Annotated in this window: 28 protein-coding genes; 13 read left to right on the top strand and 15 right to left on the bottom strand. The window is 45.7% G+C overall.

What is annotated here, in order from left to right; translation table 11 throughout:
• Nucleotides 1–27: 27 nt before the first annotated feature.
• Nucleotides 28–240: a hypothetical protein gene (locus tag OI18_RS00720; protein WP_039136156.1), complete on the bottom strand. Its 213-nt coding sequence runs from the start codon at nucleotides 238–240 to the stop codon at nucleotides 28–30.
• Between the two features lie 2 nt (nucleotides 241–242).
• Complete coding sequence (locus OI18_RS00715) at nucleotides 243–842, bottom strand: DUF4142 domain-containing protein (protein WP_039136154.1); 600 nt, start codon at nucleotides 840–842, stop codon at nucleotides 243–245.
• Nucleotides 843–1010: 168 nt separating this feature from the next.
• Here OI18_RS00715 and OI18_RS00710 point away from each other — a divergent pair, with 168 nt between their 5' ends.
• A complete protein-coding gene (locus OI18_RS00710) occupies nucleotides 1011–1343 on the top strand; it encodes a hypothetical protein (RefSeq protein WP_039136153.1) in 333 nt (110 codons plus the stop codon).
• Here the strand turns inward: OI18_RS00710 and OI18_RS00705 are convergent, their stop codons facing one another.
• Nucleotides 1344–1781: a DUF3127 domain-containing protein gene (locus OI18_RS00705; protein ID WP_240312688.1), complete on the bottom strand. Its 438-nt coding sequence runs from the start codon at nucleotides 1779–1781 to the stop codon at nucleotides 1344–1346.
• A gap of 6 nt (nucleotides 1782–1787) precedes the next feature.
• Nucleotides 1788–2912, bottom strand: coding sequence for a hypothetical protein (locus OI18_RS00700; protein WP_152616686.1), 1125 nt, complete (start codon nucleotides 2910–2912; stop codon nucleotides 1788–1790).
• 56 nt (nucleotides 2913–2968) lie between these two features.
• Between OI18_RS00700 and OI18_RS00695 the strand changes: the two genes are divergently transcribed.
• Together OI18_RS00695 and OI18_RS00690 are read left to right on the top strand one after the other, a co-directional pair.
• On the top strand, nucleotides 2969–4816 hold the full coding sequence (locus OI18_RS00695) for an amidophosphoribosyltransferase (RefSeq protein WP_039136149.1): 1848 nt from the start codon (nucleotides 2969–2971) through the stop codon (nucleotides 4814–4816).
• A 205-nt stretch (nucleotides 4817–5021) separates the two neighbouring features.
• Nucleotides 5022–5516 carry a SixA phosphatase family protein gene (locus tag OI18_RS00690; RefSeq protein WP_039136147.1) on the top strand — a complete coding sequence of 165 codons (495 nt, stop codon included), beginning with the start codon at nucleotides 5022–5024 and terminating at the stop codon, nucleotides 5514–5516.
• 3 nt (nucleotides 5517–5519) lie between these two features.
• Here OI18_RS00690 and OI18_RS00685 read toward each other — a convergent pair whose 3' ends face one another.
• Nucleotides 5520–6323, bottom strand: coding sequence for a glycosyltransferase (locus OI18_RS00685; protein WP_152616685.1), 804 nt, complete (start codon nucleotides 6321–6323; stop codon nucleotides 5520–5522).
• A gap of 459 nt (nucleotides 6324–6782) precedes the next feature.
• Between OI18_RS00685 and OI18_RS00680 the strand changes: the two genes are divergently transcribed.
• Nucleotides 6783–7028 (top strand): hypothetical protein, encoded by a 246-nt coding sequence (locus OI18_RS00680; RefSeq protein WP_039136145.1) that lies wholly within the window; start codon nucleotides 6783–6785, stop codon nucleotides 7026–7028.
• Nucleotides 7029–7083: 55 nt separating this feature from the next.
• Here OI18_RS00680 and OI18_RS00675 read toward each other — a convergent pair whose 3' ends face one another.
• On the bottom strand, nucleotides 7084–8340 hold the full coding sequence (locus OI18_RS00675; protein WP_039136144.1) for a pyridoxal phosphate-dependent aminotransferase: 1257 nt from the start codon (nucleotides 8338–8340) through the stop codon (nucleotides 7084–7086).
• A gap of 97 nt (nucleotides 8341–8437) precedes the next feature.
• Between OI18_RS00675 and OI18_RS00670 the strand changes: the two genes are divergently transcribed.
• The gene (locus tag OI18_RS00670) at nucleotides 8438–11332 is read left to right on the top strand and encodes a DEAD/DEAH box helicase (protein ID WP_039136142.1); all 2895 of its coding nucleotides are present in this window, start codon (nucleotides 8438–8440) and stop codon (nucleotides 11330–11332) included.
• Here OI18_RS00670 and OI18_RS00665 read toward each other — a convergent pair.
• The 4 genes from OI18_RS00665 to OI18_RS00650 form a co-directional block, all read right to left on the bottom strand.
• Entirely contained in the window at nucleotides 11327–11827 is a 501-nt protein-coding gene (locus OI18_RS00665; RefSeq protein WP_039136139.1) for a GNAT family N-acetyltransferase, read from the bottom strand. The genes OI18_RS00670 and OI18_RS00665 overlap by 6 nt on opposite strands.
• An 83-nt stretch (nucleotides 11828–11910) precedes the next feature.
• Nucleotides 11911–12171, bottom strand: coding sequence for a hypothetical protein (locus tag OI18_RS00660; protein ID WP_039136136.1), 261 nt, complete (start codon nucleotides 12169–12171; stop codon nucleotides 11911–11913).
• Nucleotides 12172–12300: 129 nt separating this feature from the next.
• Complete coding sequence (locus tag OI18_RS00655) at nucleotides 12301–12738, bottom strand: RidA family protein (RefSeq protein WP_039136134.1); 438 nt, start codon at nucleotides 12736–12738, stop codon at nucleotides 12301–12303.
• A 30-nt stretch (nucleotides 12739–12768) separates the two neighbouring features.
• Nucleotides 12769–13674: a metallophosphoesterase family protein gene (locus OI18_RS00650; protein WP_039136132.1), complete on the bottom strand. Its 906-nt coding sequence runs from the start codon at nucleotides 13672–13674 to the stop codon at nucleotides 12769–12771.
• Between the two features lie 85 nt (nucleotides 13675–13759).
• Between OI18_RS00650 and OI18_RS00645 the strand changes: the two genes are divergently transcribed.
• A complete protein-coding gene (locus tag OI18_RS00645; protein ID WP_039136130.1) occupies nucleotides 13760–14110 on the top strand; it encodes an L-rhamnose mutarotase in 351 nt (116 codons plus the stop codon).
• Here the strand turns inward: OI18_RS00645 and xseB are convergent.
• The 3 genes from xseB to OI18_RS00630 are packed head-to-tail and all read right to left on the bottom strand — an operon-like array spanning nucleotide 14098 to nucleotide 16151.
• The gene (xseB, locus tag OI18_RS00640) at nucleotides 14098–14310 is read right to left on the bottom strand and encodes an exodeoxyribonuclease VII small subunit (RefSeq protein ID WP_240312687.1); all 213 of its coding nucleotides are present in this window, start codon (nucleotides 14308–14310) and stop codon (nucleotides 14098–14100) included. The genes OI18_RS00645 and xseB overlap by 13 nt on opposite strands.
• On the bottom strand, nucleotides 14270–15649 hold the full coding sequence (xseA, locus tag OI18_RS00635; RefSeq protein ID WP_039136126.1) for an exodeoxyribonuclease VII large subunit: 1380 nt from the start codon (nucleotides 15647–15649) through the stop codon (nucleotides 14270–14272). Before xseA ends, xseB begins: the two co-directional genes overlap by 41 nt.
• Before the next feature lie 22 nt (nucleotides 15650–15671).
• Nucleotides 15672–16151 carry a YdeI/OmpD-associated family protein gene (locus OI18_RS00630; RefSeq protein WP_082037802.1) on the bottom strand — a complete coding sequence of 160 codons (480 nt, stop codon included), beginning with the start codon at nucleotides 16149–16151 and terminating at the stop codon, nucleotides 15672–15674.
• 125 nt (nucleotides 16152–16276) lie between these two features.
• Here OI18_RS00630 and OI18_RS00625 point away from each other — a divergent pair, with 125 nt between their 5' ends.
• The 7 genes from OI18_RS00625 to OI18_RS00595 all read left to right on the top strand — a co-directional run bounded on the left by OI18_RS00625 (nucleotide 16277) and on the right by OI18_RS00595 (nucleotide 25511).
• Complete coding sequence (locus OI18_RS00625; RefSeq protein ID WP_052272739.1) at nucleotides 16277–17836, top strand: alpha-N-arabinofuranosidase; 1560 nt, start codon at nucleotides 16277–16279, stop codon at nucleotides 17834–17836.
• 35 nt (nucleotides 17837–17871) lie between these two features.
• A complete protein-coding gene (locus OI18_RS00620) occupies nucleotides 17872–19014 on the top strand; it encodes an aldose epimerase family protein (protein WP_039136120.1) in 1143 nt (380 codons plus the stop codon).
• 169 nt (nucleotides 19015–19183) lie between these two features.
• The gene (locus tag OI18_RS00615) at nucleotides 19184–20860 is read left to right on the top strand and encodes a ribulokinase (protein ID WP_039136118.1); all 1677 of its coding nucleotides are present in this window, start codon (nucleotides 19184–19186) and stop codon (nucleotides 20858–20860) included.
• Between the two features lie 17 nt (nucleotides 20861–20877).
• Nucleotides 20878–21573 (top strand): L-ribulose-5-phosphate 4-epimerase, encoded by a 696-nt coding sequence (locus tag OI18_RS00610; RefSeq protein ID WP_039136116.1) that lies wholly within the window; start codon nucleotides 20878–20880, stop codon nucleotides 21571–21573.
• Nucleotides 21574–21595: 22 nt separating this feature from the next.
• Entirely contained in the window at nucleotides 21596–23095 is a 1500-nt protein-coding gene (gene araA, locus OI18_RS00605; protein WP_039136115.1) for an L-arabinose isomerase, read from the top strand.
• Between the two features lie 24 nt (nucleotides 23096–23119).
• Nucleotides 23120–24805, top strand: a complete 1686-nt coding sequence (locus OI18_RS00600; RefSeq protein WP_039136114.1) for a sodium:solute symporter family transporter — start codon at nucleotides 23120–23122, stop codon at nucleotides 24803–24805.
• Nucleotides 24806–24821: 16 nt separating this feature from the next.
• Nucleotides 24822–25511 (top strand): NUDIX hydrolase, encoded by a 690-nt coding sequence (locus OI18_RS00595; protein WP_039136113.1) that lies wholly within the window; start codon nucleotides 24822–24824, stop codon nucleotides 25509–25511.
• A 40-nt stretch (nucleotides 25512–25551) separates the two neighbouring features.
• On the opposite strand, the gene OI18_RS00590 is transcribed toward OI18_RS00595, so the two are convergent.
• Entirely contained in the window at nucleotides 25552–26367 is an 816-nt protein-coding gene (locus OI18_RS00590; protein ID WP_039136110.1) for an ion transporter, read from the bottom strand.
• A 19-nt stretch (nucleotides 26368–26386) separates the two neighbouring features.
• Nucleotides 26387–26977: a peptidylprolyl isomerase gene (locus OI18_RS00585; RefSeq protein ID WP_039136108.1), complete on the bottom strand. Its 591-nt coding sequence runs from the start codon at nucleotides 26975–26977 to the stop codon at nucleotides 26387–26389.
• Nucleotides 26978–26997 lie beyond the last annotated feature (20 nt).

Raw genomic sequence — 26997 nt, 5'->3', positions numbered from 1 at the left:
TAAGTAGGTTAGTTGCAATTCCGCAGTCTATCTTGTCTTGTTGCCCGCAAATGTGATTACCACGCCTGCTATGGTTACTACCACTCCGGCATAAAGCGGCCAGTTGACTCGTTCCTTCTCCTTCTTGTTTATTTCGACAGGACCGAGGTCAACTACTTCTTTTTCCCTTGTAAAACTGATGCCTTTAAAGACCAGCATTAGTATACCGACTACAATTAGTATGATTCCCAGCGTTTTCATGTTTATTTATTTGATTCATTAAGCTGTTTAAGTTCATCCAGTTTTTTTCGGGTGTCCGGCAACGTTTTCGCAGCCCAGTCTCTGATATCAGCATCCACGCTTTCATTAGCCACCTTTTCATAGTTCCGGATAGTTTCTTCCTGTTCATCGATCATTTTCTTGCACCATTCATTGCTGAAATTCTTATGATCGGTTAACCGGGACAGTTCTTTCTGTACCTCCTCGTTTTCTCCGTTTGGAACTGAGATTGATTTGGCATTTGCTAGTGACTTCAATTGTGAAAGTTGCGTTTCCTGTTCTTTTTCCAGATCCCTGGCGAGAGCTTTAACTTTAGTGTCAGTGGAACGTTGTTGGGCAAGCTGTGCAAACTTTATGGCTGCATAGTGATCTGAGACAGCTTCCGTTACAAAATTTGCTTCCTTTTCTCCGGCGCGGGTGTTGAATTTTGCGTCATTTTTTTCTTCGGCTATTTCTTCCGAAGATTTGTTTTCTGTTTTGTCGTTTCCTGCGTTGTCTGTCCCTGCATTGTCGCAGGAAATAAGCGCAAGGGAAAGAGCGATACCTGTTATCGCGGGTAACAGTAATTTCCTAAGTTGCTTCATATGTTTGAAGTTTGTTGTAACCGGCAATATTAAAAAAGTGTGCCTTTGCCCCTGAATAAGGTTAAATATTGCCTGTGAGGCCACGAAATAGCCAATGATTCAGAATTGGTCTGTAACTTTATAATAGTGCTGGTTTTTCTGATTCAGGGACTGAAAAAGAAGTAAACTATGACGATAGAGATTCACACACCTCACGAAGGTCTGAATGAAGAGATGGTCCAGGATATTAAGCAGGCTATGATCCGCCTGTCTCATCAATACAAATCTATATCCCGGATAGAGTTCATTTTACGGGAAGAGCAACTGGTAAATGCCAGGGAAAATAAAGTCTGCGAGATCAAGGTGACCATCTTCGGCGAAAATCTCTTTACACACTCCCGCACTCAGAATTATGTGAATTCAATCAATGAGGCGGTTCAGCATATAGGCCAGCAGGTTGCTTTGCTGGCCTCGCGGGAAAATGAATTACCTGACAAAGTCACGACAACTGTCAAAGTGTAATCAGAAGGGCAGGTCGTCTTCATGCATAGGATCAATAGGACCGCTGAAAGGTGGGGGTGCAGCATTGCCGGCTCCGCCCATTGCATTTTGACCTACTACTTTCCAGGCTTTAACATCTGTATACCACCTGCCATTGTATTCCCTGCTTTCAACGTCGAATGAAACCTGTACCGCATCTCCGATCCGGAACTGGCTCATATCAATCTTATCTCCCCAAACTGCAATACACACTTTCTTCGGGTAGGTGTCCCCGGTTTCAAGAATAAATTCCTGTTTCTTCCAGGTGCCGTTTTTTCCTTGCCCCGTCTGTACGCCTAAATGCTGAACAATTTTACCGTTTATATCCATCTTGTTTTTTGGCAAAGAAAGGAAAACTTTTTCACCCGTCGGGTGCCACCCGTCGGCACTCACCCGTCGGGTGAAAATTAGTGAAAACACCGTTTTTTAGTCCTCTTTTAAGCCTTTGATGACTATGTTGCCGGTGCCTTCGGGGAGGCAGGGATAAGTGAATTCCTTTTCAGCTTTCCTTGGATTATTAATAACCCTGTAGAAGTCTTCGATGTATTCCAGGGCTCTTTTCCTGTAATTGTCTGATAATCCCGTTGTTTCACGGTATATTTTTTCGATTTCAGCCCGTTTTTCATTGAACAATTTGAAAACAGGTTCAAGTGCATCCATCGAGGGAAGGCAATAACCCCTGTAACGCCGCTGAAGAACAGAAGAAAGATTGAGTTCTTCAGGTGGGCGGGCATAAGAGGCTCCGACAAGACCGCTCATATCAAAATCATATGGAATCGGTACTGGGGGGGTGTTCACAGAATGGCTGGCAAGTTCAATATTCTGGCGGTACTGGATTGACCAGTCCGTATTTCCGGCGAAATACTGGAATACGGCCATAAGGTGAAAATCAGATGGAGGCAGGTATTGCGGTTTCAGGCCGTTTTTGTCAACCGGCACCATTTGGTTACGCGTTGCAGCTTGTGTAATTGGTTCGAGCAGGAAGCCTGTTATACTGTCAACAGGTGTCCTGTTCAAACTGTCTACCAGTATCACCCGGGTCAGCCTGACATTCAGGCTATTGGTTGTGAACAGATTATAAACCTTATACAACAAGTATTCGCGAATCACAAGCTCATTTGTGGTGCAGGGAACAACAAGCTTCAATTTGTTCTGTCCCTCCATCACCGTTCCTTTCAGGGACGCATCTTTGCTCAGGTTTATAAGAAGTGGCGGATTTTCGCAGAACTTACTGATTTTGCGGTAGTGCCCTCTTGTCTTCACTTTAGCCGGCATTTTTATCAAGGCACCTTCATTGTTTTCTATTTCCAGTTGAACAGGGTGATAAGTCGACTGTTTGTCTCTGTCATTCCGTATCGCAGTAATGTTCCCGTTGATAACCAGGCGAATGGGTTTGTCTGACGCAAAAAGTGGAACAGGTTGGCCTTTGGAAGACTGGGCAAAAACATCATTTCCCGATAAGCATCGGGTAAAAATGATCAGACTGATATACAGTCGTTTGGTCAGCAATGCATCAGGAGTTATTGGAAATATACGAGGAATGTTTAACATCTCGCGATCTTTTACCAACATTGAATTTCCCTAACTTTGCGGCCTCAATTCAAACCATGAGTGACGCTATAAAGCACGAATGCGGGCTTGCCTTTATTCGTTTACGAAAGCCCTTCTCTTACTACCAGCAAAAATATGGTACAGTAATGTACGGGTTGAACAAGCTTTACCTCCTCATGGAGAAGCAGCACAACCGCGGACAGGACGGTGCAGGAATTGCTGCTGTAAAACTGAATGTAGAACCCGGATACCCTTTCCTCCACCGGATGAGAAGTATTGCCAACCAGGCGATCTCGGATATTTTCCGGCAGGTTAGTGAAGAAATCCTGGAACTTGAAAAATACCAACCCGACATCCGTAAACACCCTGGCCTCCTGAAGGGCCACGTCAGGTTTATGGGCGAACTGATGCTCGGTCACCTCCGTTACGGCACACAGGGCAAAAACAACGTGGAGTTCTGCCACCCTTTCATAAAAAGAAATACGATTCAATCCAGGAACCTCGCGCTTGCAGGTAATTTCAACCTGGTAAATACGGAAGAGCTTTTTGGCCTGGTAAACATTGATCCAGGAGTTTTTCAACGGCAGAGCGACCTCGCAGCCATGATGGAAGTGGTGCATCACTTCCTGGTGCAGGAAGACGAACTCCGGCCAAACCATCCCGATATTGCCGCAGTGTTGCGCAAATCAGCCAGGCTATTCGATGGAGGTTATCATATAGGAGGATTGGTTGGGAACGGCGACAGCTTCGTAATGCGTGACGCACATGGTATCCGCCCGTCTTACTACTATATTTCTGAAGATTTGATTGTAGCGGCTTCCGAAAGGGCTGCGATACGCACGACCTTTAACGTCGGAGAAAATGAAGTGAAAGAACTTATGCCGGGCCAGGCACTTATCGTTACAGCCGATGGCAACTACGCAATTGAACAGATACTCGAACCTAAGGAGCGTAAGGCCTGTAGTTTCGAAAGGATTTATTTTTCACGCGGTAACGATGAAAAGATTTATCGGGAACGCAGCAAACTGGGTTATAACCTGAGCGACCCGGTTTTGAAGTCTATTGACAACGACCTTAAGAACACCATCTTCTCCTTTATTCCCAATACCGCTGAAGTGGCATTTTATGGCCTGCTGAAAGGCATGGAAGATTATCTCAATAAAATAAAAATTCAGCGGATTCAGTCATGGGGCAAGGACTTCGATGAGGAGAAGCTCGCGGAGATGATCAACCGCAAAATCAGGATTGAAAAGATCGCTATCAAGGACGTTAAGATGAGGACGTTCATTACGGAAGATTCAAGCCGTAATGAAATGGTACAGCACGTATACGATATCACCTACGGAACTGTTGTTCCTAAACAGGACACACTCGTAGTAATAGACGATTCTATTGTACGGGGCACAACGCTGAAAGAAAGCATTGTCAGGATGCTTGGAAGACTACAGCCTAAAAAAATCATCATTGTATCCAGTGCCCCACAAATCAGGTACCCCGACTGTTATGGTATTGATATGAGTAAGCTGGGAGACTTTATCGCATTTCGTGCAGCTATTGAGTTGATAAAAGAGCGCGGAATGGAAAGCCTGCTTACAAAGCTTCATGACGATTGCAAGGAAATGGCCCGCGCAGGAAAACTTGAATGCAGGAATGTGGTAAAGGAACTTTATGCACCGTTCTCCGCCGAAGAGATCTCGGAAAAAATTGCAGAATTGATCACGCCTGCTGATATCGACTTCAAAGTTGAAGTCATCTACCAGACAATTGAATCCCTGCATAATGCCTGTCCTACGAATACTGGTGACTGGTACTTCACAGGCAACTACCCAACGCCAGGCGGTAACAGGGTGGTAAACAAAGCTTTCATGAATTATATGGAGGGAAAGAACGAAAGAGGGTATTGATTGCCGTCAATACTTATGCGAAAACGCAGTGATATTTCCTGGGCCTTTTGGTTCTTGGCAAAATTTTTGTGACTCTAACGCGACCGACCGTTTTTAATACACAACCTATGAGGGACCAATAAACAGGCCTGTTTAAATTACCCAGCATCTCACCGTACCTATCGAAGATTGTTAAAGAATCACAAAACCCGGCTACCTTTAGGATATGAAGACCGTTCTTGTGGTTAGACATGCTAAAAGTAGCTGGGGTGACTTAACGTTACCGGATTTTGATCGTCCCCTAAATGATCGGGGTCAGCGAAATGCACCTGAAATGGCAACGCGTTTGCTTAAAAAGGGAATTGGCATCGATGCATTTGTTACCAGCACTGCAAAACGTGCGATGCAGACAGCTACACACTTTATCAGGGTGTATGATCGTCCTGAGAAGGAACTAATTCTCCGAGAAGAACTTTATCACGCCCCGGCAAATGTTTACTTTGATGTGATCAGGGCACTTAATGATGATTATAAAACCATCGCAATCTTCGGACATAACCCTGGTATTACCACTTTCGTTAACCTGCTTACACCCACAACCATTGACGAGATGCCCACTTGTGGCATTTTTGCGGTTAAGGCTGATATTAAACTGTGGAGAGAGTTTCCAGCCACTGATAATAAATTCCTGTTTTTCGACTCACCCAAAGCTGGCTCCTAAGATCTAAATCCTGTTCTGAGCCTGCAATCCCAATACTTCGCTAAGTTGAAATTTGTCCTGGCGACAAGTCCGTATCCGGCCGTCGGCTGACAGGAAATCAGCCAGGTATTCCTGTTCAATCTGGCCGGGAGTCGGAACCATGAAACAGTTTTTCCCGATTGGAACCAGGTCCATAATACTGCTATACCCGCTTCTGCACAATACTATTTCCGCATTAGCTATTAAGCCGGATAGTTTTTCAGTTGGCAGGTGACCGAAGATTTCCGCATTCGGAACGGCCTTGTTGTAAGGAAAACTGGATTTAGGATCCTGCTCAGGCAGCCCCCTGACCATCACCATCGATCTTCCTGGCCTGGCGGTCCATTGCTCCAGGATCATAGTCTCAAAAATCGTCCTCTGTGGCTCGGGGCCGGATAAAATAACCAGCAATTGCAGGTTGCCGGATGTACCAACAGGCATAATCCGGGAAAGTGGTCCTATATAATATACTGGTACCGCCGGCGGATTTTGCGGATGTGAAAGCTCGCCAGCCAGTGAAGGCTCATCCTGGTAGTCGGGAACAAGGCAGGCCGTGAAATTTGAGATAAACTTATATAGCCTCCTTTGCACAATCCGGTCAGCCTGCAATCCGAACGGCGTCTTCACCAGCAGCTGGTGACATATGAAATAGCTGGGAATATTGTCGTGATGCATCCCATACCTGTTGTCACTTATTATGTAATCTACCTGTTGGCGGCTCACTAGGTCTGATATCCACGCTCTTTCAGCCCTGATCAGCTTTAACAATCGGGTAACCGAAATGACCATTTTTACAATTGTTACGGCTCGATTTTTGTGGTATTTGACTTGAAAATCAGGGGGTTTTACGAATTTGACCCCCGGATAAGATTCCTGGATTATTGCTTTCTGAGGTCCGTCAGCAGCAACCAGTATATTAGCGTTGTATCTTTGAATAAGGTGCCGGATTATAGGTATGCATCGGGTAGAATGACCTAATCCCCAATCCAAAGGTGCCACCAGGATCGTAGAGTTCGGGCGGATATTTTCGGGGAATTTTGGAAAATCACTCAAGCCGATATACTTTTTTATCTGGAAATAAGTTTAAATTAGAAACTAAAATATGAAGAAGGCGCTTATATACGTCATTCTTGTAGTGGTGATTGGTAGCATTGCGGCGAGCTGTTCCGGAAGTAATAGAACGCGTTCCGGTAAGAATTGCGGATGTAATTTAAATAAAGGCTTCGTTGGTTATTAAAATCTGATGAAATGAAAGCACCGAATCGAGATTTGCTTGTCCTGGTTAAGCATGCCCGTGATAATGAGGAAGCGATGGAGCAGGAGTTGACTCAACTGCACAGTCTGCTGCTTGATGTGGAGAACCCGCGTACATTTTCCAACGTGTTTGAAGTTATTGATTGCAACAGGTTCAAGGTTTATACAGACAGTAAACATATTATGCATGCCATCTCAGCAGGAGAATCAGCATTCGTATTTCTGAATAATAAAAACTGATTCGAAGGCAGGCAGGGAAATAATAAAGCCGCTATTCAGCGGCTTTATTATTATATCAGGACAATTTCTCCAGGGCACTCTTCAACAACTTCAGCATTCCGTCAATATCTTCTTTCTTACAGGTTCCCACGCTGAGCCTGTACCAGGGCGAATTTTTTGCTGCGCCGAAAGCATAAAAAGGTACAACGGCCAGTTTAGCTTCATTAAGAAGGTAAGCGGATACATCTGCCTGGCTCTCTAGTACTTTGCCTGATGCAGTTGTTTTTCCCACTAGTTCGACCTTGATAGTCAAGTAGATAGCCGCTTGTGGTGCGATAGCATCAACCTGGTGACCCGCTTTCTTCAATGTGATGAGACCCTCGTAAATCCGCTGCAACCTTTCTTCTACTTCAGATTTGAAAGCAGTCAGGTATTGACTGATTTCGTCTTTTTTATAAAGGAATCTGGCAACGGCTTTTTGTTCTGCCATCGGTGCCCAGGCACCCACGTGTGTCAGAATAGCTTTCATTTTATTGATGATTCCCGCAGGGCCGAAACTCCATCCTACCCGTACCCCGGTAGCTGCAAATACTTTGCTGATCGCATCAATGAAAACAGTGTATTCCCGCATCGCAGGACGGAGACTAACCGGGTTGTAATGTCTGATATCACCATAGGTCAGGTGCCAGTACATCTGGTCATACATTACATATAACTTTTTATGACCATCACCTCTCCGGGCATTTTCCGCTAAAACCAGGTCACAGATTTTTTCCAGCTCTTCCTTATTGAACACGGTACCAGTGGGATTCTGTGGACTGCAAAGCGCCAGCAAAGTTGCTCCCCTCAGCAGCGGTTCCAGGTCGGCGGCAGTCGGCATGAAGTTATTTTCCGGACGCGCCTCAACTACTACATGCTCGGCTTCGACGAAATGGGTATAATGATTGTTATTCCAGGACGGAACGGCATACACGACTTTGTCTCCTTTATCTACAATCGCCCTGAATAAGGCATAAATCAACGGACGGCCACCCGCTGCGACCAGGATTTCTCCGGGAACATATTCAAGTTTCTCCCATTCTTTTGTAAACATCGCTACTGCCTCACGCAGGTCAAGATTGCCCTCAGCGGCAGGATAGTTCGTAAAATGCTGGCGGTAAGCCTCCACAATTTCATCTTCAAGCGCTTTAGGAATGGGGAAGACTTTTGGATCAAAATCTCCGACTGTAAAGTTGAAGATCTTTTCGCCCTGACTTATCTTTTCCCTGATCTCTCCGCCGAGTTTTACAATTTCGGAACCGATCAAAGTTTCCGATAAATGACTGAGTTTCATGTAGCGTTTAATTATTTGCGCTGCGAAGGTACGAATTTCAGGCGGGGGCTCTTGTACACTATCTTTGCTGCCCGCTAACCGCGCAGTAACTGATATAATGAAAAATCCAATAGCAAAAACCGAAACTAAAACAGGCCTGTTCTTAAAGCCTTCCAGGCTGAAGAACAGGTGGTCACCCATTGAAGTGTTGTTTGTTGTCCGCACCGAACGGGGTATCGATTATGCAAAGGATCAGCTTTCAGCAGAAGTAATTGATTCATCTTTCGCATACCTTACACCAGACCAGAAACAGGTCTTGATCCAACTAGGCGACGAATCGCTCACGCAGCTCATCAACCAGCTGACTAAAACACATGCCCGTCAAAAAGCAGGCACCTCTCTCAATGCCTATATTGAAAGGTCATTTCTCCGGCAGGTTCACCAATTGTTTATCCAGTTGCAGTCTATCGAATTGGATACAAGGTGGTATCACCAGGCCGTGAATCCTGCCACAGGTAACCACCTAACCGCCGGTTGTACCCTGCATAAAAAGCAACCAATTATTTCATTCCGCGTTAGCAGATCGGATGATGGCTACCTTCATCTCCAGTCACTGGTCACAATTGATAACATCACCTCGCCGCTCGAGCATTTTAAACGCGAATATTTTTTTCTGCAGCAGGACAAGGATTATTTCCTGTTAGCTTACCAGGACTACCAGACATTGCAATGGCTTGCAGCGAATGATCCTTCCGCCTACGCTGGTGATGCTGCAGGATTTTCAGAACATATTCTTAACAGGCTCATTGCAGACTACCAGGTTGAGATGGATAATATTGGCGACAAGCAATCCATTAAAGTTGAGCCGGAAAACGCAGTTTACCTGAGTGAGATCAGCGGTAGTTTTCTCATGCTCACGCCCAGGTGGAACTATGATGGATTCTGGGTAGAAGGCAAATGGCAGCATACCGAAGAATTTAATCGCAACGGTGAGATATATGTAGTTCATAGGAATGCAGAAAAGGAAAAGGCTTTTCATGATTACCTGCAATCGATGCACCCGAATTTTTCACGGCAACTGAACGGTATTTTTAATCTTCCTTTTGCTGAAGCAAAAAAAAAGCACTGGTTCCTGAAAACGTATCACAAGCTTCTGGATGAAAATGTTGAATTACTTGGAATGGAGTTTCTCCAGCAATTCAGGTACTCACAATTCCAGGCTGAAACCTCGATGCGCATAGTTAAAACAGCGGGAAGCGAAATTCACCTGGAGTTAAAAGTAACTTTCGGCACGGAAGAGATCTCGCTGATTGAATTGCAAAAGTTGCTCCTCGCATCGCAAAAAAGCTTATTACTGAAAGATCATTCGATTGCGGTGCTGAATGATGAATGGCTGATGAAATACAGTACTCTCATCAAACATGGACGAATCAGCAAAAACGAAATAACGGTTCCGCAATGGATCTGGCTCGCTTTGGGCGAAGGAAACAATGACACTTCGGGCAGGTCCGAAGGAACAGTTATTCCACCGGAATGGTGGTTGCGCTGGATGCAATGGAGCCAGGATGGTGAAGTAGTGTATCGGGTGCCTGCAACGGTAAAGGCAGCCCTGCGGCCTTACCAGCAGAAGGGATTTGAATGGATGTGCCTGTTGTCGGAAATTGACGCTGGCGCCTGCCTCGCCGACGATATGGGACTTGGTAAAACCCTTCAGACAATCTGTTTCCTTTCATGGCTTAAGGATTCAACAGTCAATAAATCCGGTGGTGCTAAGTTTATTATCGTTTGTCCTGCAAGCCTTTTGCATAACTGGAGACGTGAACTGGAAAAATTTACCGAAGGTCTCATTCCTTTTGTTTATCACAGCAATACCCGCAGCATGGAATCATTCTATAGTTCCGGTGCTGATGTGCTGATCACCAGCTACGGCACCTTACGTTCGGACCTTGACAAGCTTGGGGCAGTCCAATGGGAAGCTGCGATCCTCGATGAAAGCCACACCATAAAAAATCCGTCTGCACAGATAACCCGGGCAGTCTATCATCTTAAAGCAAAGGCACGCGTGGCACTTAGTGGCACTCCTGTCATGAATAATACTTTTGACCTGTATTCACAATTGCAGTTCCTGGTACCGGGCATGTTTGGCAGCGCTGAATTTTTCAGGAAGGAGTACGCACATCCGATCGATCGTGAGCAGAACGAAGAAAAGATCAATGCACTCCGAAAGCTGACTGCTCCGTTTATCCTGCGAAGGACCAAACAACAGGTTGCTACTGATCTTCCACCGAAAACGGAGATGGTGTTGTGGTGTGAAATGGGTCCAGAACAGAAGGAATTGTATGAAGAGACGAAATCGCAGATCCGGGATAGCCTTTTTCTGCATATTAAAAATGAGGGTTTGAATAAAAGCAAGCTTTCCATATTGCAGGGAATGCAGCGCCTTCGCCAGATCTGTGCCGCCCCTGCACTGCTGAACGAAGGTAGCTTACGCAATACTCCTTCTGTAAAAGCAGAAGTACTGGTTGATGAGCTGCAGCACAACCTCAGGAAGAACAAAGTCCTTGTATTCTCGCAGTTCAAGGGAATGCTGAAGATGATTGGTGATGCGTGTTCGAGGGCAGGATTGAAATATTACCATTTTGACGGGGAAACTCCGCCGGCAAAAAGAAGCGAACTGGTGGAACAATTCCAGGACCCGGCAAATGATGTGAATATCTTCCTCATCAGCCTGAAAGCCGGCAATACCGGTCTAACTTTGACCGCGGCTGACTATGTTTTTCTTGTCGACCCATGGTGGAATACAGCGGTACAGCAACAGGCAATTGACAGGGCTTACCGGATTGGACAAACCAAAAATGTTTTTGCTTATCAAATGATCTGCAAGGATAGTATAGAAGAAAAAATAGTTGAACTGCAACAGAAGAAACGTCAGCTTTCTGACGCACTTGTTACAGAAGATGAAGGTTTCCTGAAGCAGCTGAATGAAGATGATCTGAAATACCTGTTCTCATAATTTGTCAAAATATTCTTTGTCAAGCCAGCTCATAAGTATTTCATCAATATAACGATTCTCTGGGCGGAACCAGGTGTAATTGCGCAACAAGCCCTCGCGTTCAAAGCCTGCCCGCTCGTATAATCTGAGTGCCTTTTCATTTACCGCTGCTGTTGATAATTCAATACGCCGGCAATTCTGTTGTTTTGCATATTCCAGGATTTCCTTCATCATCTGCAATCCGTGGCCCTTGCCTGAAAATTGGGGATGGATGGCCACTCCGCCAAGGTAAAAGGAATGGGCATTACGGTGCTTTTGAGGAACCAGCTTGCACATGCCTGCTGGCTGTTCGTCCGAATAATAGACGAACAATACCTTCTGATGCAACAGGTCTTCGAAGATTGGAATGAATGATTCTTCACTCATCTGCTCATAAAGCAGGTAAGGGTTGATTTCTGGGTGCATATATAACCCATAGAAAAAGGAAAAATCTGATGGTTTGGCCGGTTTCAGCATAGGACAAAATTAACGACCGGAAGCATTAAATTAAATATAAAAGCCACCTCTCATGAGGTGGCTTTTATTAATACACAACCGTCTTATGCTGCTAATTTGTGAGTCAGAGCCTGACCAATTGCGTTTTCAATTTTCGGGTGAATGTCAGCGCTTGCACTGTCCATTACGATTACCTTTTTCAGGTCTTCATTATATCCGAAAATGTGTACCGGACTACCGTTATAGCTTACACGAAAACGTGGCTGCTGATTGGCTGCCATATATGGTTTTGCGGTTACCTCCAATGGTTTACCTTCAATATTCAGCTCAAAGCTCAATGCCTCAATTCTTTGCTGCCTTTTCATAGTCATGCGTTTTAGTGAATAAAATCAAATACATCCTTACTTTTTCAATAACTATGCCTTTCCGTGCCAGCCGGCAGTTTTTTTAGAATTTGTTCAGCTTTCTTTAACAAAACAATATTTTGTTCAGTACTATTTCCGCGGTAAATGCGCAACTACCTCTACTTCCAGTTTGGCATCTGCCATAAAAAGGCGTGAAATCTGCACCCAGGTTGCGGCTGGAAAGTCGCCTTTGTAAAATACTTTTCGTGCGGCGTTATGCTTTTTCATGGCTTCAATGTCTGTGGTGTACAGGTTTTCTTTAACAACATGTTGAAAGCCTGCACCATAATATGCCAGCGTTTTTTCAATCGTACTGTAAAGCCTGGTAATACCTTCTGGTGTCACATCACGCGCAACAGTTCCTGAAACATAAAGAATGTTGTCAACAAGTACAGCCTGGGCATAGCCGGCACTGGTGTCTTGTTTAAGCGGGTTATCGAAATGAAATTTTGTTTTGGCTACAGGACCCTGCGCTGTAGCTGAATAGGTAAATAAGATCAACAGGAAAAATAACATGGAATTTTTCATGGCATTCGTTTATAATGTTAAGTGAATATATCAGTAATCTGTACGGGATAATTTTACTGCCCCATTTCCTCCGAGTTCAATAGTGAAGAATGCGGGGACGAATCCATTAAACTCGCCTTTCCACATGTTGCCGCAAACAGCACCAAGGCAATAATAAGGCAAACCCTTGTATTCGATCTTTTCCTGCATGTGCAGATGACCCGACAGGCAGAGGCGAATATTCGCGTACCGGGAAAGCAGTTCAGTGATTGCATAGCCATCCTGGTGTAGTAACCTCGACTCAATTTTTGGAAATATTCCCTTGGGATCATCTTTCAGGTAATGCCTGTAACAGGCACTGAAAAGAGGGATATGAGAAAGTATAAGTACATGTTCGTTTGAAGGAATCTTAGACAGCTCATTCCTCAGCCAGGAAAACTGCTCGTCATCCAGTCGTGCTTCATATCCCCCTTTCACGTAGGTGGATGAGTCAAGAATAATGAAATGCCAGTTTTCACGCTTGAAACGGTAGTACCGATGAGGCATTCCCATTTCTTTTACCGCCCGGTTTTTCTCCTCTGTCGGGTTACTTCCGGTATAGCCGGTGAGCTCCCATTTTTCTATATCGTGATTACCTAAACAGCCATGAACAGGTAATGAAATTTCGTTCAGAAAAGACGCGTAACTCTTCCATTGTCCATCTACGGATTCGGGCGTTGCTTTTAAGGCATCATAAATGCTGTCACCACCGTTTAGAATAAAGTCAACACGGTTTCCCTTCAGCTTCTTTATAAATCTTCTATATACTTCTGCAGGCGGAGTTTCAGGGAGATGCATATCTGTTACGAAGTGAAAGCGCAGGGAATGTTTGGCTGTCAATGATGACAGGTGGGACACGGGTAATATTAGTGAACCGAGTCCGGCCATTGATGCACCGAGAAATTCACTTCTTTCCATACTGTTGAAGTTAGAGCAATTTCTTTCTTCCCAGTTATTTCATGAATTTTTGTATGTTGTAGATTTTTGCTAAACTGAATTCTTTATGCCACGTTATTGTCTTGCACTTGACCTCGTTGACGACCCGGCGTCTATCGCTGCCTATGAAGATCACCATAAGCAGGTATGGCCAGAAATATTGGAAAGTATCCGGTCGTCAGGAATAACTGAAATGGAAATATATCGTACAGGAAATCGCCTGGTTATGGTCATGGAAACGACACCTGAATTTTCTTTTTCTGATAAGGCGCAGGCAGATGCTTCCAATGCAATCGTGCAAAAGTGGGAAGCCCTGATGTCACAATTCCAGAAACCACTTCCCTGGGCACAGCCTGGTCAGAAATGGCTACTGATGGATCCTGTATTCAGGCTTACGGAGGCAGGTCATTCGAGCTGACTGATTATTTTATTCACTTCCTGCTCAGTACTTCGTAACCGGGACTGGCAAAATTCGATAAGCTGTGCTGCACGCTTGAGTTTTTCTGCCAACTGATCAACCGAAATAGTTTCGTTTTCGATCGCTAGGGCAATCTCCTGCAATTCGGCATATGCAGACTCATATGTCAATGGGGCTTCCATCATAGTCTTTTTTTTCATTTACAGTAGCAGATAAATAAGTTCTTGACATAATAACTGTGATCTCGTCGGCGACATCGATTTCTTCAGGACCCCGGACCAGTTTCCCATTGTATTTAACAAGAGCGAAACCCCGCTGAAGGGCAGACTCCGGTGAGGCAAGACGCACCAGTCTCTCCATACCGGCGAGTTCGGTGCTTCGATGCCTGACGAGATTCTTTGTTGTCAGTATTAGCTGGTTTTGCAGGTGGCCTGTTTGCACTTTCCTGTTCGCCAGCATCACCGGCGGATATGCAAGGATAAATCGTTTATAATGTTCCAGCGTTTGCCTGTGACGATAGACCAGGTTAGCCGACTGCTGTAAAACCCCGGATCTTAAACCGTGCAGGTCGCGGTTGGAATTTGCAAGAATCTGTTGCGCATACATGACAAGGTTATGGCGCAGGCTAACTAGTTTTTCTTCAAAACTACGGTTGTGCTGAACAATGAGCTCGGCAGCTTTCGTGGGTGTCTTCAATGCAGTGTGTGCCACCATGTCGGCTATCGTTTCATTCTTCTGGTGCCCGATGCCGGTAATTACGGGAATTGGGAATGACGCTACAGAAAGGGCGAGTTCATATACGTCAAACAACAGTAAGTCTGTTCCCGCGCCGCCTCCACGGATTACTGCTACCAGGTCATAACCCTCACCAGCCGCTGCCTCCCGTCTGATTTGTTCAAGCGTTTGAACAAAGGCAGCAGAATTGGCTTCTCCCTGTACCTGTGTGAAATAAGGAGTTACTGAAAATTTATAGCCGAAGACATTATTTTCCAGGCTGTGGATAAAATCCTCAAGTCCTGCCGCATTTGCAGAACTTACCACCGCGATCCGGCGAATAGCCGCCGGAAGACGCCGATCCTTATTGAAGCTATGCAGCTGGTCGCCAAGTTTCCAAACCCACGACTCCCCTTCAGTCAATAATCGTTCTATCGTGGCCTGTCTGGCCAGTTCTATCGCGCCAAGGGTGAAACTTGCATCAATAGCAGTAAGCGTTAGTTTGAGCCCGTAAACGGGATGAAAATCAACGGTTACTTCTACCAGCACCCTGATATCATTTCCGAATCGCTGACCCGTTGCCTGTTCAAAAGCCCGGATGGATTGAGCTCCGGCACTCCATGCAACCGCCGGAATACGGGCTAACAGGGACCGGCCACTTCCCGTGTCTTTCTCCACCAGGTCGAAGTAGTGGAAGCCTTTTTGTGTGTAATAGCTGTGGTTGGCGACTTCCGCAATCACGAGAAATCGCTGAAAGGCAAATTTGTTCTGTAACGTGTCCTGTATCAGCAGGCTTAATTGTGACAGACGTATTGGAGCAGCCATCCGGTAAAGTTAAGCAATGCATTCATGGCTTGAAAGGGAATCCTCCTGAAGAAAGCGTCGTCACCGATTTGGCTATGCGTTCAACAATCACTTTTTCCGATTTGGATTCGCTGATCCATTCAATCAGCCTTTTTTGAAGATCCGGATGAAGTGCCTTAAAATTTGTCAGTGCATTTGGTTCATCAGCGAGGCATTCCATTAATGTAGACACTGCGTCTGTTCCCTGGCCGTCAATAAACAATTCTATTACCACCTCGTCACCTGCCTCCTTACCAATCGTTTTTCTAAGCCCCGCGTTCACCGGTAGGAATAATCGGCCATCTTTTATTTTCATGAGTTTGCCTGGCGGCAGCTCAATCGTGTCGATCACCACAATCACGGACGAAAGCATAACTTTCAGGTTGCTGTCACTCTTTAAAGCCGGCAACAGTGCATACGTCCAGCTGCCTTTTCCTGGAAATCGCTGCAGGACAAATATTTCCTTCATTAAAAAGCTCCGCATGAACTGTAATGTATGCAATCTAATTATTTCCCCCAGCAGAACATAAAAGACGGCATTTATTAAATTAATTTAATAAATGTGATAATTACATTTAAATTAGATGCTCAACTTTAATTGTCTAACGTATGAGATTGCACGCCGTTCTGTCGCGTTACGCGATGTTACCTCTGGTTGCGATTATTTCCTGCCTGCAACTAAAAAGCCAGTCAATCCAGGTCACAATAGATTCTCAGGCTGGCAAACCGGTGATCAACCGCAACATTTATGGTCATTTTGCCGAACACCTTGGTGCATGTATTTATGGTGGCTTTTTTGTGGGCGACAGCAGCCGTATTCCGAACAGTGCGGGAGTAAGAAACGATATCATTGATGCACTGAAAAAATTAAAGGTTCCTGTATTGCGGTGGCCCGGAGGATGCTTTGCAGATACCTATCATTGGAAAGATGGGGTTGGTGCAAAAGCAAAAAGGCCATCAATCGTCAATACATGGTGGGGGGGAGTAACCGAGGACAATAGTTTCGGGACACACGATTTTCTCAATATGTGTGAAAAGATCGGTGCGGCGCCTTACCTGGCTGGAAACGTGGGGAGTGGCACTGTACAGGAACTTACAGAATGGGTACAATATGTCAACTTCGGCGGAGCCAGCCCTATGAGTAAGATGAGAAAGGACAATGGTCGTGAAAATCCCTGGAATGTACAGTTCTGGGGCGTGGGAAATGAAGCCTGGGGCTGTGGTGGTAATATGACCGCTGAATATTATGCCAATGAATACCGGAAATATGCAACCTTCATGAGTGATTGGGGAAACTCATCCAAGCTTTTCAGGATTGCTTCCGGTGCTAATTCAGGCGACTTCAAATGGACCGAAGTATTGATGCGCGATATTCCACACCATATGCTGGAAGGTGTTGCTCTTCACCATTATGCAGTAATTGACTGGAATAACAAGAGCAGTTCCACCGCCTTTACGGAACAACAATATATGAGTTCGCTAAAGTCTGCGTTGAAAATGGAAGAACTGGTGACAAAACATTCTGCAATAATGGATAAATATGATCCAGCTAAAAAAGTGGCCTTGATCGTTGATGAGTGGGGTGGTTGGTACAATGTTGAACCTGGCACGAATCCTGGTTTTCTATTTCAGCAGAATACAATCAGGGACGCGATGATCGCAGGTGTGACACTGAACATCTTTAACAACCATGCGGACAGGGTGCGAATGGCAAATCTTGCACAAACTGTAAATGTATTGCAGGCTGTAATTCTCACCAACAGGGAAAAGATGTTGCTGACTCCCACATACCATGTAATGGAAATGTACAATGTGCACCAGGATGCCGCCCTTGTTCCGGTAACTTTCAGGTCCCCAGACTATGTTCTTGGGAATGATACCCTGGCAGCTGTTTCCATTTCTGCATCAACGGATACAAACGGAAATACCCATATTTCTTTGGTGAATATCGATCCGGCCAGGTCCCATGAAGTCCGATTCTCTGCCGGCAATATCAAACATAAAGCAATCAGTGGCAGGATCCTGTCGTCACCCAAAATCCAGGATTTTAATTCTTTCGAACAACCCGATAAGATCAGACCGGTTCCCTTTAATGGATTCACAAACACCTCCGACCTGGTTACGATTAAGTTGCCGCCCGCATCTGTGGTGGTTTTAAAGATGAACTAGTATTATTACATTTCAGAAAATACAATCCAAACTAAATGGCCACGAAATTAATTACCGCCATGGTTACAGTAGGCGTGCTTGCCGCTACAACCATTTCCTGCAGTAACGAAGAAAAAAAAGAATACACTGAAAAGATGAAAGCTGGTATAACCCGTAACGACTGGGGGCACGCAAACGGTCAGCCCGTAAGCCTTTATACCCTCACTAACAAAAATGGCACAACTGTTAAAATCACAAATTATGGAGGCATTGTAACGTCCTTCGTTACCCGCGATAAGAATGATTCCATGTCCAGCATTGTAGTAGGATTTGACAGCCTGTCCCCTTACCTTCAGTCGCCGCCGTATTTCGGGGCCATTATCGGCAGGTATGGCAACCGTATCGGAAAGGCAAGATTTGATCTTGATGGAAAGGAATATAAACTGGCAGCCAATAACGATGTAAATCACCTCCACGGTGGGATTAAGGGATTTGATAAAGTTATTTGGGAAGTGGTACCGCCATTAGATTCAGTTCCTTCAATTACACTGAATTACTTAAGCAGGGACGGTGAGGAAGGATATCCCGGTAACCTGCAGGTAAAGGTTAAATACACCCTCACGGATAACGATGAGCTGTCAATAGTTTATGATGCGGAAACCGACAAGGCAACCCCCGTAAATCTTACCAATCACAGCTACTTTAACCTGACAGGCGATGTTCGTGAAACGATACTCAATCATAAATTGCAGATTGATGCAGATGGATATACGCCTGTAGACAAAGGACTTATAACCACCGGTGAAATCAGGAACGTGAAAGGAACAGCTTTCGATTTCACGGAACCCCGGTCAATTGGCAGCCGTATCGATTCGGTTGAAGGTGGTTATGATCATAACTGGGTATTGAACAATTCAGGTGGCGGATTGAGAAAAGTAGCCACACTTTCTGACGATAAAAGCGGAAGGTCGCTTGAAGTGTATACTACTGAGCCTGGTTTGCAGTTCTATACCGGAAATTTCCTTAACGGCAAATTCACTAACCATACAGGCACTCCTGCTAATTTCAGGACTGCTTTGTGCCTGGAAACTCAGCATTATCCTGACTCTCCAAACAAAAAGGAATTTCCTTCCACCATATTACAGCCTGGCGCGAAATATCATACGGAAACCGTATACAAGGTAAATGTGGCGAAGTAAGAGAAATCCACTTATGAGATGGTATGATGATGGCGGTCGGTTCGGCCGCCATTTTCTTTACTCTTTCGAATGAATCTACCGGCTTACATAAAAAATAAATGTACAAACTACACTTAAAATAATTTATGTCGTATATTGGCAGTCATATTGCTTGTCATAATTAGCTAACATGTCCAGAAATTTTGTTATTGGTGTGGACTACGGCACGGATTCGGTCCGGTCCGTAATAGTCGATACTTCCAATGGTAATGAACTTGCTTCTGCTGTCTATTATTATCCCCGGTGGCGCGATGGCTTATATTGTGACGCGTCATTAAGCCGGTTCAGACAGCACCCGCTCGACTATATTGAAGGTCTTGAGGAGACAGTTAAAACCTGCCTGAAGCTTGCGGGAAATTCAGTTGCCGAAAACATTCGCGGCATATCAGTAGACACAACAGGATCTACTCCGGTCGCAGTGGATCGTTCCGGCACCCCATTGTCCCTGTTGCCCGGGTTCGAACAAGACCCTGATGCTATGTTCGTTCTTTGGAAAGACCACACATCGGTTAAGGAAGCAGCAGAGATCAACGCCCATGCCGCCCGCCATCCATTGGATTACCTGCGTTTTGTCGGCGGGATTTATTCATCGGAATGGTTCTGGGCCAAATTGTTGCACGTTCTGCGATCAAATGAAAAGGTACGCGCAGCCTGCTACTCGTGGGTGGAACAATGCGATTGGATTCCCTTTTTGCTCACCGGGGGTAACGATGTTAATCAGCTGAAAAGAGGAGTTTGTTCGGCAGGTCATAAAGCACTCTGGTCGAAGGAATTCGAAGGATTGCCGCCTAATAGCTTCTTTGCATCGCTTGACCCCATACTTGATTGCTTTACATCCCGACTTTTTACAGAAACATATACTGCTGATAAAGCAGCTGGCCGCTTGTCGGCTGAATGGGCGCAAAGACTGGGTCTGAGCACGGATGTGGTTGTTGGAATAGGTGCATTCGATGCACATATGGGGGCAGTCGGTGGACAGATCGAGCCCTACCACTTAAGTAAAGTAATGGGCACATCAACCTGCGATATGTTGGTTGCGCCATTGGATGAAGTGGACGGAAAACTGGTAAAAGGCATTTGCGGACAGGTTCCGGGTTCGATTATTCCCGGAATGATGGGACTGGAAGCGGGGCAATCCGCTTTCGGTGACACGTACGCGTGGTTCCGGAACCTGACTACCGGTGCAATAACCAGGCTGTTGAATACCTCGTCTCTCATTGATGCTTCGCTGGCAGCGAAGCTCAGCCAGGAAATGAATGACCGTTTTATCCGCGAAACAATAGCAGAGGCGGAAATTCTTCCCCTGTCAGACAAAGATGAGCTTGCGGTTGACTGGCTGAATGGCAGGCGTACACCCGATGCGGATCAGTTGCTGAAGGGTACGCTGACAGGACTACACCTGGGAACGGATGCGCCGCGTATTATGCGCGCTCTCATAGAAGCAACCTGTTTCGGTGCCAGGGCCATTGTGGAACGCTTCAATCAACAAGGTGTTCCGGTGAAAGGACTTATCGGCCTGGGCGGCGTGGCCAGGAAAGCACCATATATTATGCAGATGATGGCTGACGTGATGCAGATGCCTATCCGTATTCACCGGTCCGAACAGACTTGCGCAGCGGGAGCTGCCATGTTCGCCGCAACGGCGGCAGGTATATATGACCGTGTGGAGGATGCAATGAATGCAATGGGCCAGGGCTTTGACGCAACTTATTATCCGGAAAAATCCAACGCAGATCATTTCAATAAACGATACGGGCGGTACAAATCACTGGGGGAATATATTGCGACTACCCAGACTATTTCTTAACCTACTTTTTCTTTGTTATGTTATACGAACAAATCAGGCAGGAAGCTTATGAAAGTAATATGCAGCTTCCCCGGCTCGGACTTGTGCTGTTTACATTTGGAAACGTAAGTTCAGTAGATCGTACGCGGGGTGTATTCGCCATCAAGCCCAGCGGCGTTCCATATGATAAACTCACACCGGAATCAATGGTGATAGTGGATTTCGATGGAAAGGTAGTAGATGGATCACTGCGGCCTTCTTCCGATACCAAAACACATGCAGTACTTTATCGGCACTGGACCAGTTTAGGTGGAATCGTGCACACCCATTCTGTTTACGCAACTGCCTGGGCTCAGGCGCTGCGGGATATTCCAATTTTTGGAACCACTCATGCCGATCACAATACTGTTGACATTCCCTGCGCACCACCCATGCCTGATGAAATGATCAAAGGAAACTACGAATACGAAACAGGATTCCAGATCATCAATTGTTTCAAGGAACGCTCGTTGGATTACCGTGAAGTGGAAATGATGCTTGTAGGTAACCACGCGCCATTTACCTGGGGGAAAACTGCAGACAAGGCAGTCTATAACAGCGCTGTCCTGGAACAAGTTGCTCAAATGGCCATGTACACGGAGCAGATCAATCCGTCAGCACCCCGATTGAAAGAAGCTTTGGTGCGCAAACATTTTGAACGAAAACATGGACCAGATTCCTATTACGGACAATAATAATAAAAAATAAAACTAGCATATGGCTGATCTTAAAAGTCTTGAAGTATGGTTTGTTACCGGTAGCCAGTTTCTTTATGGTGAAGAAACCCTTAAGCAGGTGGCAGCACATTCACAGAAAATTGCCGGTGCCTTACACGCGTCGCAACACATTCCCGTTTCGGTTATTTATAAGCCTGTACTGAAAACTCCAGAAGAGATTTACGCTCTTTGCCAGGAAGCCAACCAGGCAGCAAACTGTATCGGTATAGTAGCATGGATGCATACTTTTTCACCGGCAAAAATGTGGATAGGCGGACTAAAGATCTTGCGAAAGCCGTTACTTCACCTCCACACACAGTTTAATAGAGATATCCCCTGGGGTGAAATAGACATGGACTTCATGAACCTGAACCAGAGTGCGCATGGCGACCGCGAGTTTGGCTTTATCATGAGCAGGATGCGTCTTCGCCGGAAAGTGGTTGTTGGCTACTGGGAAGATCCACAGGTTCAGGAAAGAATTAATGTTTGGGCCAGATCAGCAGCAGGCTGGCACGACTGGCAGGGAGCAAGATTCGTACGTTTTGGCGACAACATGCGCCAGGTGGCAGTAACCGAAGGAGACAAAGTAGAAGCCGAAATGAAATTTGGCTACTCTGTGAATACGCATGGCATTGGTGACCTGGTAAAAGTGATAAACGAAGTAACCGATGCTGAAGTAGAGAAATTATGTACGGAATATGATGATCAGTATAAACTGGTCAACGACCTGGCAAAGACCGGATCCAGACGGAACTCCCTTGCCGAAGCAGCACGCATCGAAATTGGCCTGAGGTATTTCATGGAACAGGGCAGGTTCAAAGGATTTACGGATACTTTCGAAGACCTGCACGGTATGGTGCAGCTTCCGGGAATTGCCGCACAGCGGCTGATGGCAGACGGTTATGGCTTTGGCGGCGAAGGCGATTGGAAAACTTCTGCACTGGTGCGCGCCATGAAAGTGATGGCAACAGGACTTAAGGGAGGCAATTCCTTCATGGAAGATTATACCTACCATTTTGATCCGGCAAATCAACTCGTGCTCGGTGCGCATATGCTTGAGATCTGCCCCTCGATTGCTGCGGGAAAGCCTGACTGTGCCGTTCACCCGTTGGGAATCGGTGGTAAGGCAGACCCCGTTCGCCTCATCTTTAACGTTGCCGGCGGAGCAGCGCTGAATGCCTCAATCATTGATATGGGCAACAGGTTCAGGTTGCTTGTGAATGAAGTGGAAGCAGTTGAGCCCCAACTCGACCTTCCAAAATTGCCAGTCGCAAGAGTCCTTTGGAAACCAATGCCCGACATGCAGACAGGCTGTGCAGCCTGGATCCTTGCAGGGGGAGCCCATCATACTTGTTACAGCCAGAATCTGACAGCGGAACATATGGAAGATTTCGCAGATATCGCACAAATCGAATATGTGCTTATTGGAAAACAAACAAATCTCTACCAATTCAGGAATGAATTGCGCTGGAGTGACGTATATTACCAGATTAATTCATAAACCAAACTAACATTCGCGCTTGCCATGAACAACCAACTTACGCTTCTGGATATTTCCGTATTCCTTGTATATATCTTAGTAGTCGGAGCATATGGATTCTGGATTTACAATCGTAAAAAGAAAGCTGTAGCGGATACCCGCGACTTTTTTCTCGCCGAGGGTTCACTTACCTGGTGGGCAATTGGGGCATCACTCATAGCTTCCAACATTTCCGCAGAACAGTTTATCGGCATGAGTGGAAACGGCTTCTTTGTTGGTATTGCAGTTGCCGCCTACGAATGGATAGCAGCACTCGCACTTGTAATCATTGCAGTATGGTTCATCCCGATCTACCTCAAAAACAAGATCTATACCATGCCGCAGTTTCTCAAGATGCGGTATAACGAGACGGTCGCCCTGATCATGGCCATATTCTGGTTATTTCTGTATGTGTTTGTAAACCTGACATCAATCCTTTACCTGGGCGCTATCGCCATCGACGGATTATTGGGCGGGCAATACCTTCATACCATAATGATAGTACTCGCTCTTGCTGCAGTGATCATTACACTGGGAGGAATGAAAGTAATCGGGTATACCGATGTAATCCAGGTGGCAGTACTGATTATTGGTGGACTCGCCACTACATACATGGCTCTTTGCATCGTCAGCGAAAAATTTGGAATGGGAAGCGACGCTCTCGCCGGATTTAACGTACTGCTTAAAGATGCACCGAATCATTTCCACATGATCCTGGATAAACCGACAGCATCTTCACCACAGGAAGAAGTCGACAAATACCTGATACTTCCGGGAATTCTGATGTATATCGCCGGGCAGTGGATCGTTAACCTCAACTATTGGGGATGTAACCAGTACATTACTCAACGCGCTCTCGGCGCCGATCTACAGACAGCCCGTACAGGAATCCTGTTTGCAGCTATGCTGAAACTAATGATGCCGGTAATCGTTATGCTTCCGGGCATCGCCGCGTACGTTCTGTATAAAAATGGCCACCTTCCACAGCTTAAAGGCGGAATGGATGGAGCATACTCAGCAGTGTTGAGCTTCCTGCCTTCCGGATTGAAAGGACTTTCAGTTGCGGCTCTCACCGCTGCCATTGTGGCCTCTCTTGCCGGGAAGGCAAACAGCATCTCTACCATCTTCACGCTTGATATCTATAAAAAGTATATGAAGAAGGATGCAGATGAAGCAAAGATGGTATGGACTGGAAGACTTGCGGTTGTTTTCTCCATGATCGTTGCAATCATCTTCACCTGGGACGACCTGCTGGGAATCGGTAGTGCCGGCGGATTCACTTTCATTCAAAAATATACCGGTTACATCAGTCCCGGTGTTTTCGCTGTATTTATGCTCGGTATGTTCTGGAAACGCACTACAGGTGCTGCAGCAATTGCAGGTATCCTGTGCGGATTTGCATTCTCTGTGTTCTTTAACGAAGCTGCCCCATACCTGCTCGGTAACGAAACCTTCCTGTATACCGCTTATTTGAATAAAGATGGCAGATACGAGATTCCGTTCCTGCTCTGTATGGGCCTGTCCTTCTTCTTTACATTGGCTATCATGATCGCCATGAGTCTTACAGGTCCTAAAATTAATCCGAAAGCTTTCAATAACGATACATCCATGTTCAGGGTGAAACCTGTGACACTCATTCAGATCATAATTATTCTTATGATCCTGATGGCTCTGTATGTAAAATTCTGGTAATTCAGTTTTCACCACTATGGCAAGGATAGATTATAAACATCATGATAAAATTCTGCTGGCAGTTGATTGCATCATTTTCGGGTTCGATGGATCGGGGCTGAAAGCATTACTGGTCAAACGCGGACTGGAACCCGAAATGGGCAAATGGTCCCTGATGGGAGGATTTGCAAATAAAGAGGAAGGCATTGATCAGGCAGCCGCACGGATTCTGGTGCAGTTGACGGGCATGGACAAAATTTATATGGAACAGTTACACTGTTTCGGTGATGTGGACCGTGATCCGGGCGGTAGGGTAGTTTCTATAGCTTACTTTGCGCTCATAAAGATCGAAGAATCCAACGGAGAGACCCTCGACCTGCATAATGCAAAGTGGTTCGATCTCAAAAAACTCCCGACAATGATCTTTGACCATAAGCAAATGGTCAGACTTGCAAAGGAGCGTTTACAGCAAAAGGTTGCAAATCATCCGATCGGCTTTGAATTGCTGCCAAATAAATTCACCCTCCAGCAATTGCAGGGTCTCTACGAAGCGGTCTACGAAACAAGCTTCGATAAACGGAATTTTACAAGAAAGATCCTTTCGCTTGGTATCCTGCAGCGACTCGATGAAAAGGAAAAAGAATCTTCCAAAAAAGGTGCCTTCTACTATGTATTTGATAAGAAAAAGTACAAGCAGCTGGAAAGCGAAGGCATAAAAATGATCTGAATTTTTACTGTCCCGTCGGCACCACCGACGGGACAGTTTTTTATAGCTGGTGCCCGCAGAATTTACAATATTTGGCATCGAAATCATGACCATATGCTGCACAGTTCGGGCATGCCTGGGATTTTACTTCTTCTTTATGCAGGCCCTTCGACAACTCAACTGTTACAATACCTGTGGGAACGGCGATAATTGCGTATCCTAACAGCATTACAAAAGATGCGATGAATTTACCCATGACAGTAACCGGAGAAATGTCACCATACCCGACCGTGGTAATGGTCACGATTGCCCAGTAAATGCTCTGGGGTATGCTGCTGAAACGCTCATTGTCACCTGCTTCGGCTACATATACCAGTGAGCCAAGAATAACACTCAGCAGTAATACAAATGACAGGAATATCCCGATCCGGCGGGCACTTGCTTTCATGGCAAGCACTATGGAATTGCCTTCATGAACAAACTGACTCAGTTTAAGAATCCGGAAGACTCTGATCAGCCGCAACGCCCTGATGGCCAGTAAAAAATGTGAAAAGGGGAATACCAGGCTGAACCAGGTCGGGAGAATCGCCAGCAGATCAACTATTCCATAAAAGCTGGTTACATATTTCCATGGACGATTAACGACAGCCATCCTCAGTATATATTCAATAGTGAACAGGATGGTGATTATCCATTCAATACTATACAATAACTCACCATGCCGTGCATTTACCGACGGAATACTTTGAAGCATTACCACGACCAGGCTGACAACAATGAAAAATAAGAGCGCAAGATCGAAACTCCTGCCTGCTTTGGTGTCGGCCTCAAAAATTATAGTGAACAGTTTCTGTTTCCAACCTGTGGGCTGTTGCATATGACTTGAATTCTGGTGATCAGTAACGTTCTATTGAATAAATCGGCACGGGTGGATCAAAATATTGATCAGACTCCGGCTTCCGAAAGATCTTGTTCACGACATCCATGCCTTTGATCACCCTTCCGAATGCAGCATAGCCTTGCCCATCAGGGTTGTTTTCTCCGCCGAAATCAAGCCCCGGCTGGTCTTCCATGCAAATAAAAAACTCTGAAGTTGCCGTGCCGGGCGATTCCCTTGCCAGGGATACAGTACCCCGCTTGTGATGCAAACCCGTTTGCTGTGTGGTTTCGTGGACCACCTTGGGAAGCTCAGGACGTTTTTTCGTCCGGTTCCATAAGCCGCCCTGCACCAATTCTGCCTTCGGCGCGTTGGATGGCTGGTTGTCGTTGTTCAGCACCCTGTAAAATGAACAGTTATTATAATAACCTTTATCTACGATTTCCAGAAAGGCCTTTACTGATTGAGGCGCTTTTTTTGGATAGAGCTCAATCACGATGTCGCCTTCACCCGTTTCGATCTCCACCCTGATATTACCATTATCGCTATCCGAACGGCACCCTGTTCCGGCGGCCATTGAAATAAGTAGCAGCACAAAAATTCGCCTCATTATATAAAGTTATAACCTTT

This window comes from Flavihumibacter solisilvae (assembly GCF_000814475.1).
Classification (GTDB): domain Bacteria; phylum Bacteroidota; class Bacteroidia; order Chitinophagales; family Chitinophagaceae; genus Flavihumibacter; species Flavihumibacter solisilvae.
This window is presented reverse-complemented; position numbering and strand designations above follow the sequence as displayed.

What these genes read in the sequence shown, in the direction of transcription:
- OI18_RS00720 (WP_039136156.1), bottom strand. Translation starts at nt 240, where the DNA reads ATGAAAACGCTGGGAATCATACTAATTGTAGTCGGTATACTAATGCTG.
- OI18_RS00715 (WP_039136154.1), bottom strand. Translation starts at nt 842, where the DNA reads ATGAAGCAACTTAGGAAATTACTGTTACCCGCGATAACAGGTATCGCT.
- OI18_RS00710 (WP_039136153.1), top strand. Translation starts at nt 1,011, where the DNA reads ATGACGATAGAGATTCACACACCTCACGAAGGTCTGAATGAAGAGATG.
- OI18_RS00700 (WP_152616686.1), bottom strand. Translation starts at nt 2,912, where the DNA reads ATGTTAAACATTCCTCGTATATTTCCAATAACTCCTGATGCATTGCTG.
- OI18_RS00695 (WP_039136149.1), top strand. Translation starts at nt 2,969, where the DNA reads ATGAGTGACGCTATAAAGCACGAATGCGGGCTTGCCTTTATTCGTTTA.
- OI18_RS00690 (WP_039136147.1), top strand. Translation starts at nt 5,022, where the DNA reads ATGAAGACCGTTCTTGTGGTTAGACATGCTAAAAGTAGCTGGGGTGAC.
- OI18_RS00685 (WP_152616685.1), bottom strand. Translation starts at nt 6,323, where the DNA reads ATGGTCATTTCGGTTACCCGATTGTTAAAGCTGATCAGGGCTGAAAGA.
- OI18_RS00680 (WP_039136145.1), top strand. Translation starts at nt 6,783, where the DNA reads ATGAAAGCACCGAATCGAGATTTGCTTGTCCTGGTTAAGCATGCCCGT.
- OI18_RS00675 (WP_039136144.1), bottom strand. Translation starts at nt 8,340, where the DNA reads ATGAAACTCAGTCATTTATCGGAAACTTTGATCGGTTCCGAAATTGTA.
- OI18_RS00670 (WP_039136142.1), top strand. Translation starts at nt 8,438, where the DNA reads ATGAAAAATCCAATAGCAAAAACCGAAACTAAAACAGGCCTGTTCTTA.
- OI18_RS00665 (WP_039136139.1), bottom strand. Translation starts at nt 11,827, where the DNA reads ATGCTGAAACCGGCCAAACCATCAGATTTTTCCTTTTTCTATGGGTTA.
- OI18_RS00660 (WP_039136136.1), bottom strand. Translation starts at nt 12,171, where the DNA reads ATGAAAAGGCAGCAAAGAATTGAGGCATTGAGCTTTGAGCTGAATATT.
- OI18_RS00655 (WP_039136134.1), bottom strand. Translation starts at nt 12,738, where the DNA reads ATGAAAAATTCCATGTTATTTTTCCTGTTGATCTTATTTACCTATTCA.
- OI18_RS00650 (WP_039136132.1), bottom strand. Translation starts at nt 13,674, where the DNA reads ATGGAAAGAAGTGAATTTCTCGGTGCATCAATGGCCGGACTCGGTTCA.
- OI18_RS00645 (WP_039136130.1), top strand. Translation starts at nt 13,760, where the DNA reads ATGCCACGTTATTGTCTTGCACTTGACCTCGTTGACGACCCGGCGTCT.
- xseB (WP_240312687.1), bottom strand. Translation starts at nt 14,310, where the DNA reads ATGAAAAAAAAGACTATGATGGAAGCCCCATTGACATATGAGTCTGCA.
- xseA (WP_039136126.1), bottom strand. Translation starts at nt 15,649, where the DNA reads ATGGCTGCTCCAATACGTCTGTCACAATTAAGCCTGCTGATACAGGAC.
- OI18_RS00630 (WP_082037802.1), bottom strand. Translation starts at nt 16,151, where the DNA reads ATGCGGAGCTTTTTAATGAAGGAAATATTTGTCCTGCAGCGATTTCCA.
- OI18_RS00625 (WP_052272739.1), top strand. Translation starts at nt 16,277, where the DNA reads ATGAGATTGCACGCCGTTCTGTCGCGTTACGCGATGTTACCTCTGGTT.
- OI18_RS00620 (WP_039136120.1), top strand. Translation starts at nt 17,872, where the DNA reads ATGGCCACGAAATTAATTACCGCCATGGTTACAGTAGGCGTGCTTGCC.
- OI18_RS00615 (WP_039136118.1), top strand. Translation starts at nt 19,184, where the DNA reads ATGTCCAGAAATTTTGTTATTGGTGTGGACTACGGCACGGATTCGGTC.
- OI18_RS00610 (WP_039136116.1), top strand. Translation starts at nt 20,878, where the DNA reads ATGTTATACGAACAAATCAGGCAGGAAGCTTATGAAAGTAATATGCAG.
- araA (WP_039136115.1), top strand. Translation starts at nt 21,596, where the DNA reads ATGGCTGATCTTAAAAGTCTTGAAGTATGGTTTGTTACCGGTAGCCAG.
- OI18_RS00600 (WP_039136114.1), top strand. Translation starts at nt 23,120, where the DNA reads ATGAACAACCAACTTACGCTTCTGGATATTTCCGTATTCCTTGTATAT.
- OI18_RS00595 (WP_039136113.1), top strand. Translation starts at nt 24,822, where the DNA reads ATGGCAAGGATAGATTATAAACATCATGATAAAATTCTGCTGGCAGTT.
- OI18_RS00590 (WP_039136110.1), bottom strand. Translation starts at nt 26,367, where the DNA reads ATGCAACAGCCCACAGGTTGGAAACAGAAACTGTTCACTATAATTTTT.
- OI18_RS00585 (WP_039136108.1), bottom strand. Translation starts at nt 26,977, where the DNA reads ATGAGGCGAATTTTTGTGCTGCTACTTATTTCAATGGCCGCCGGAACA.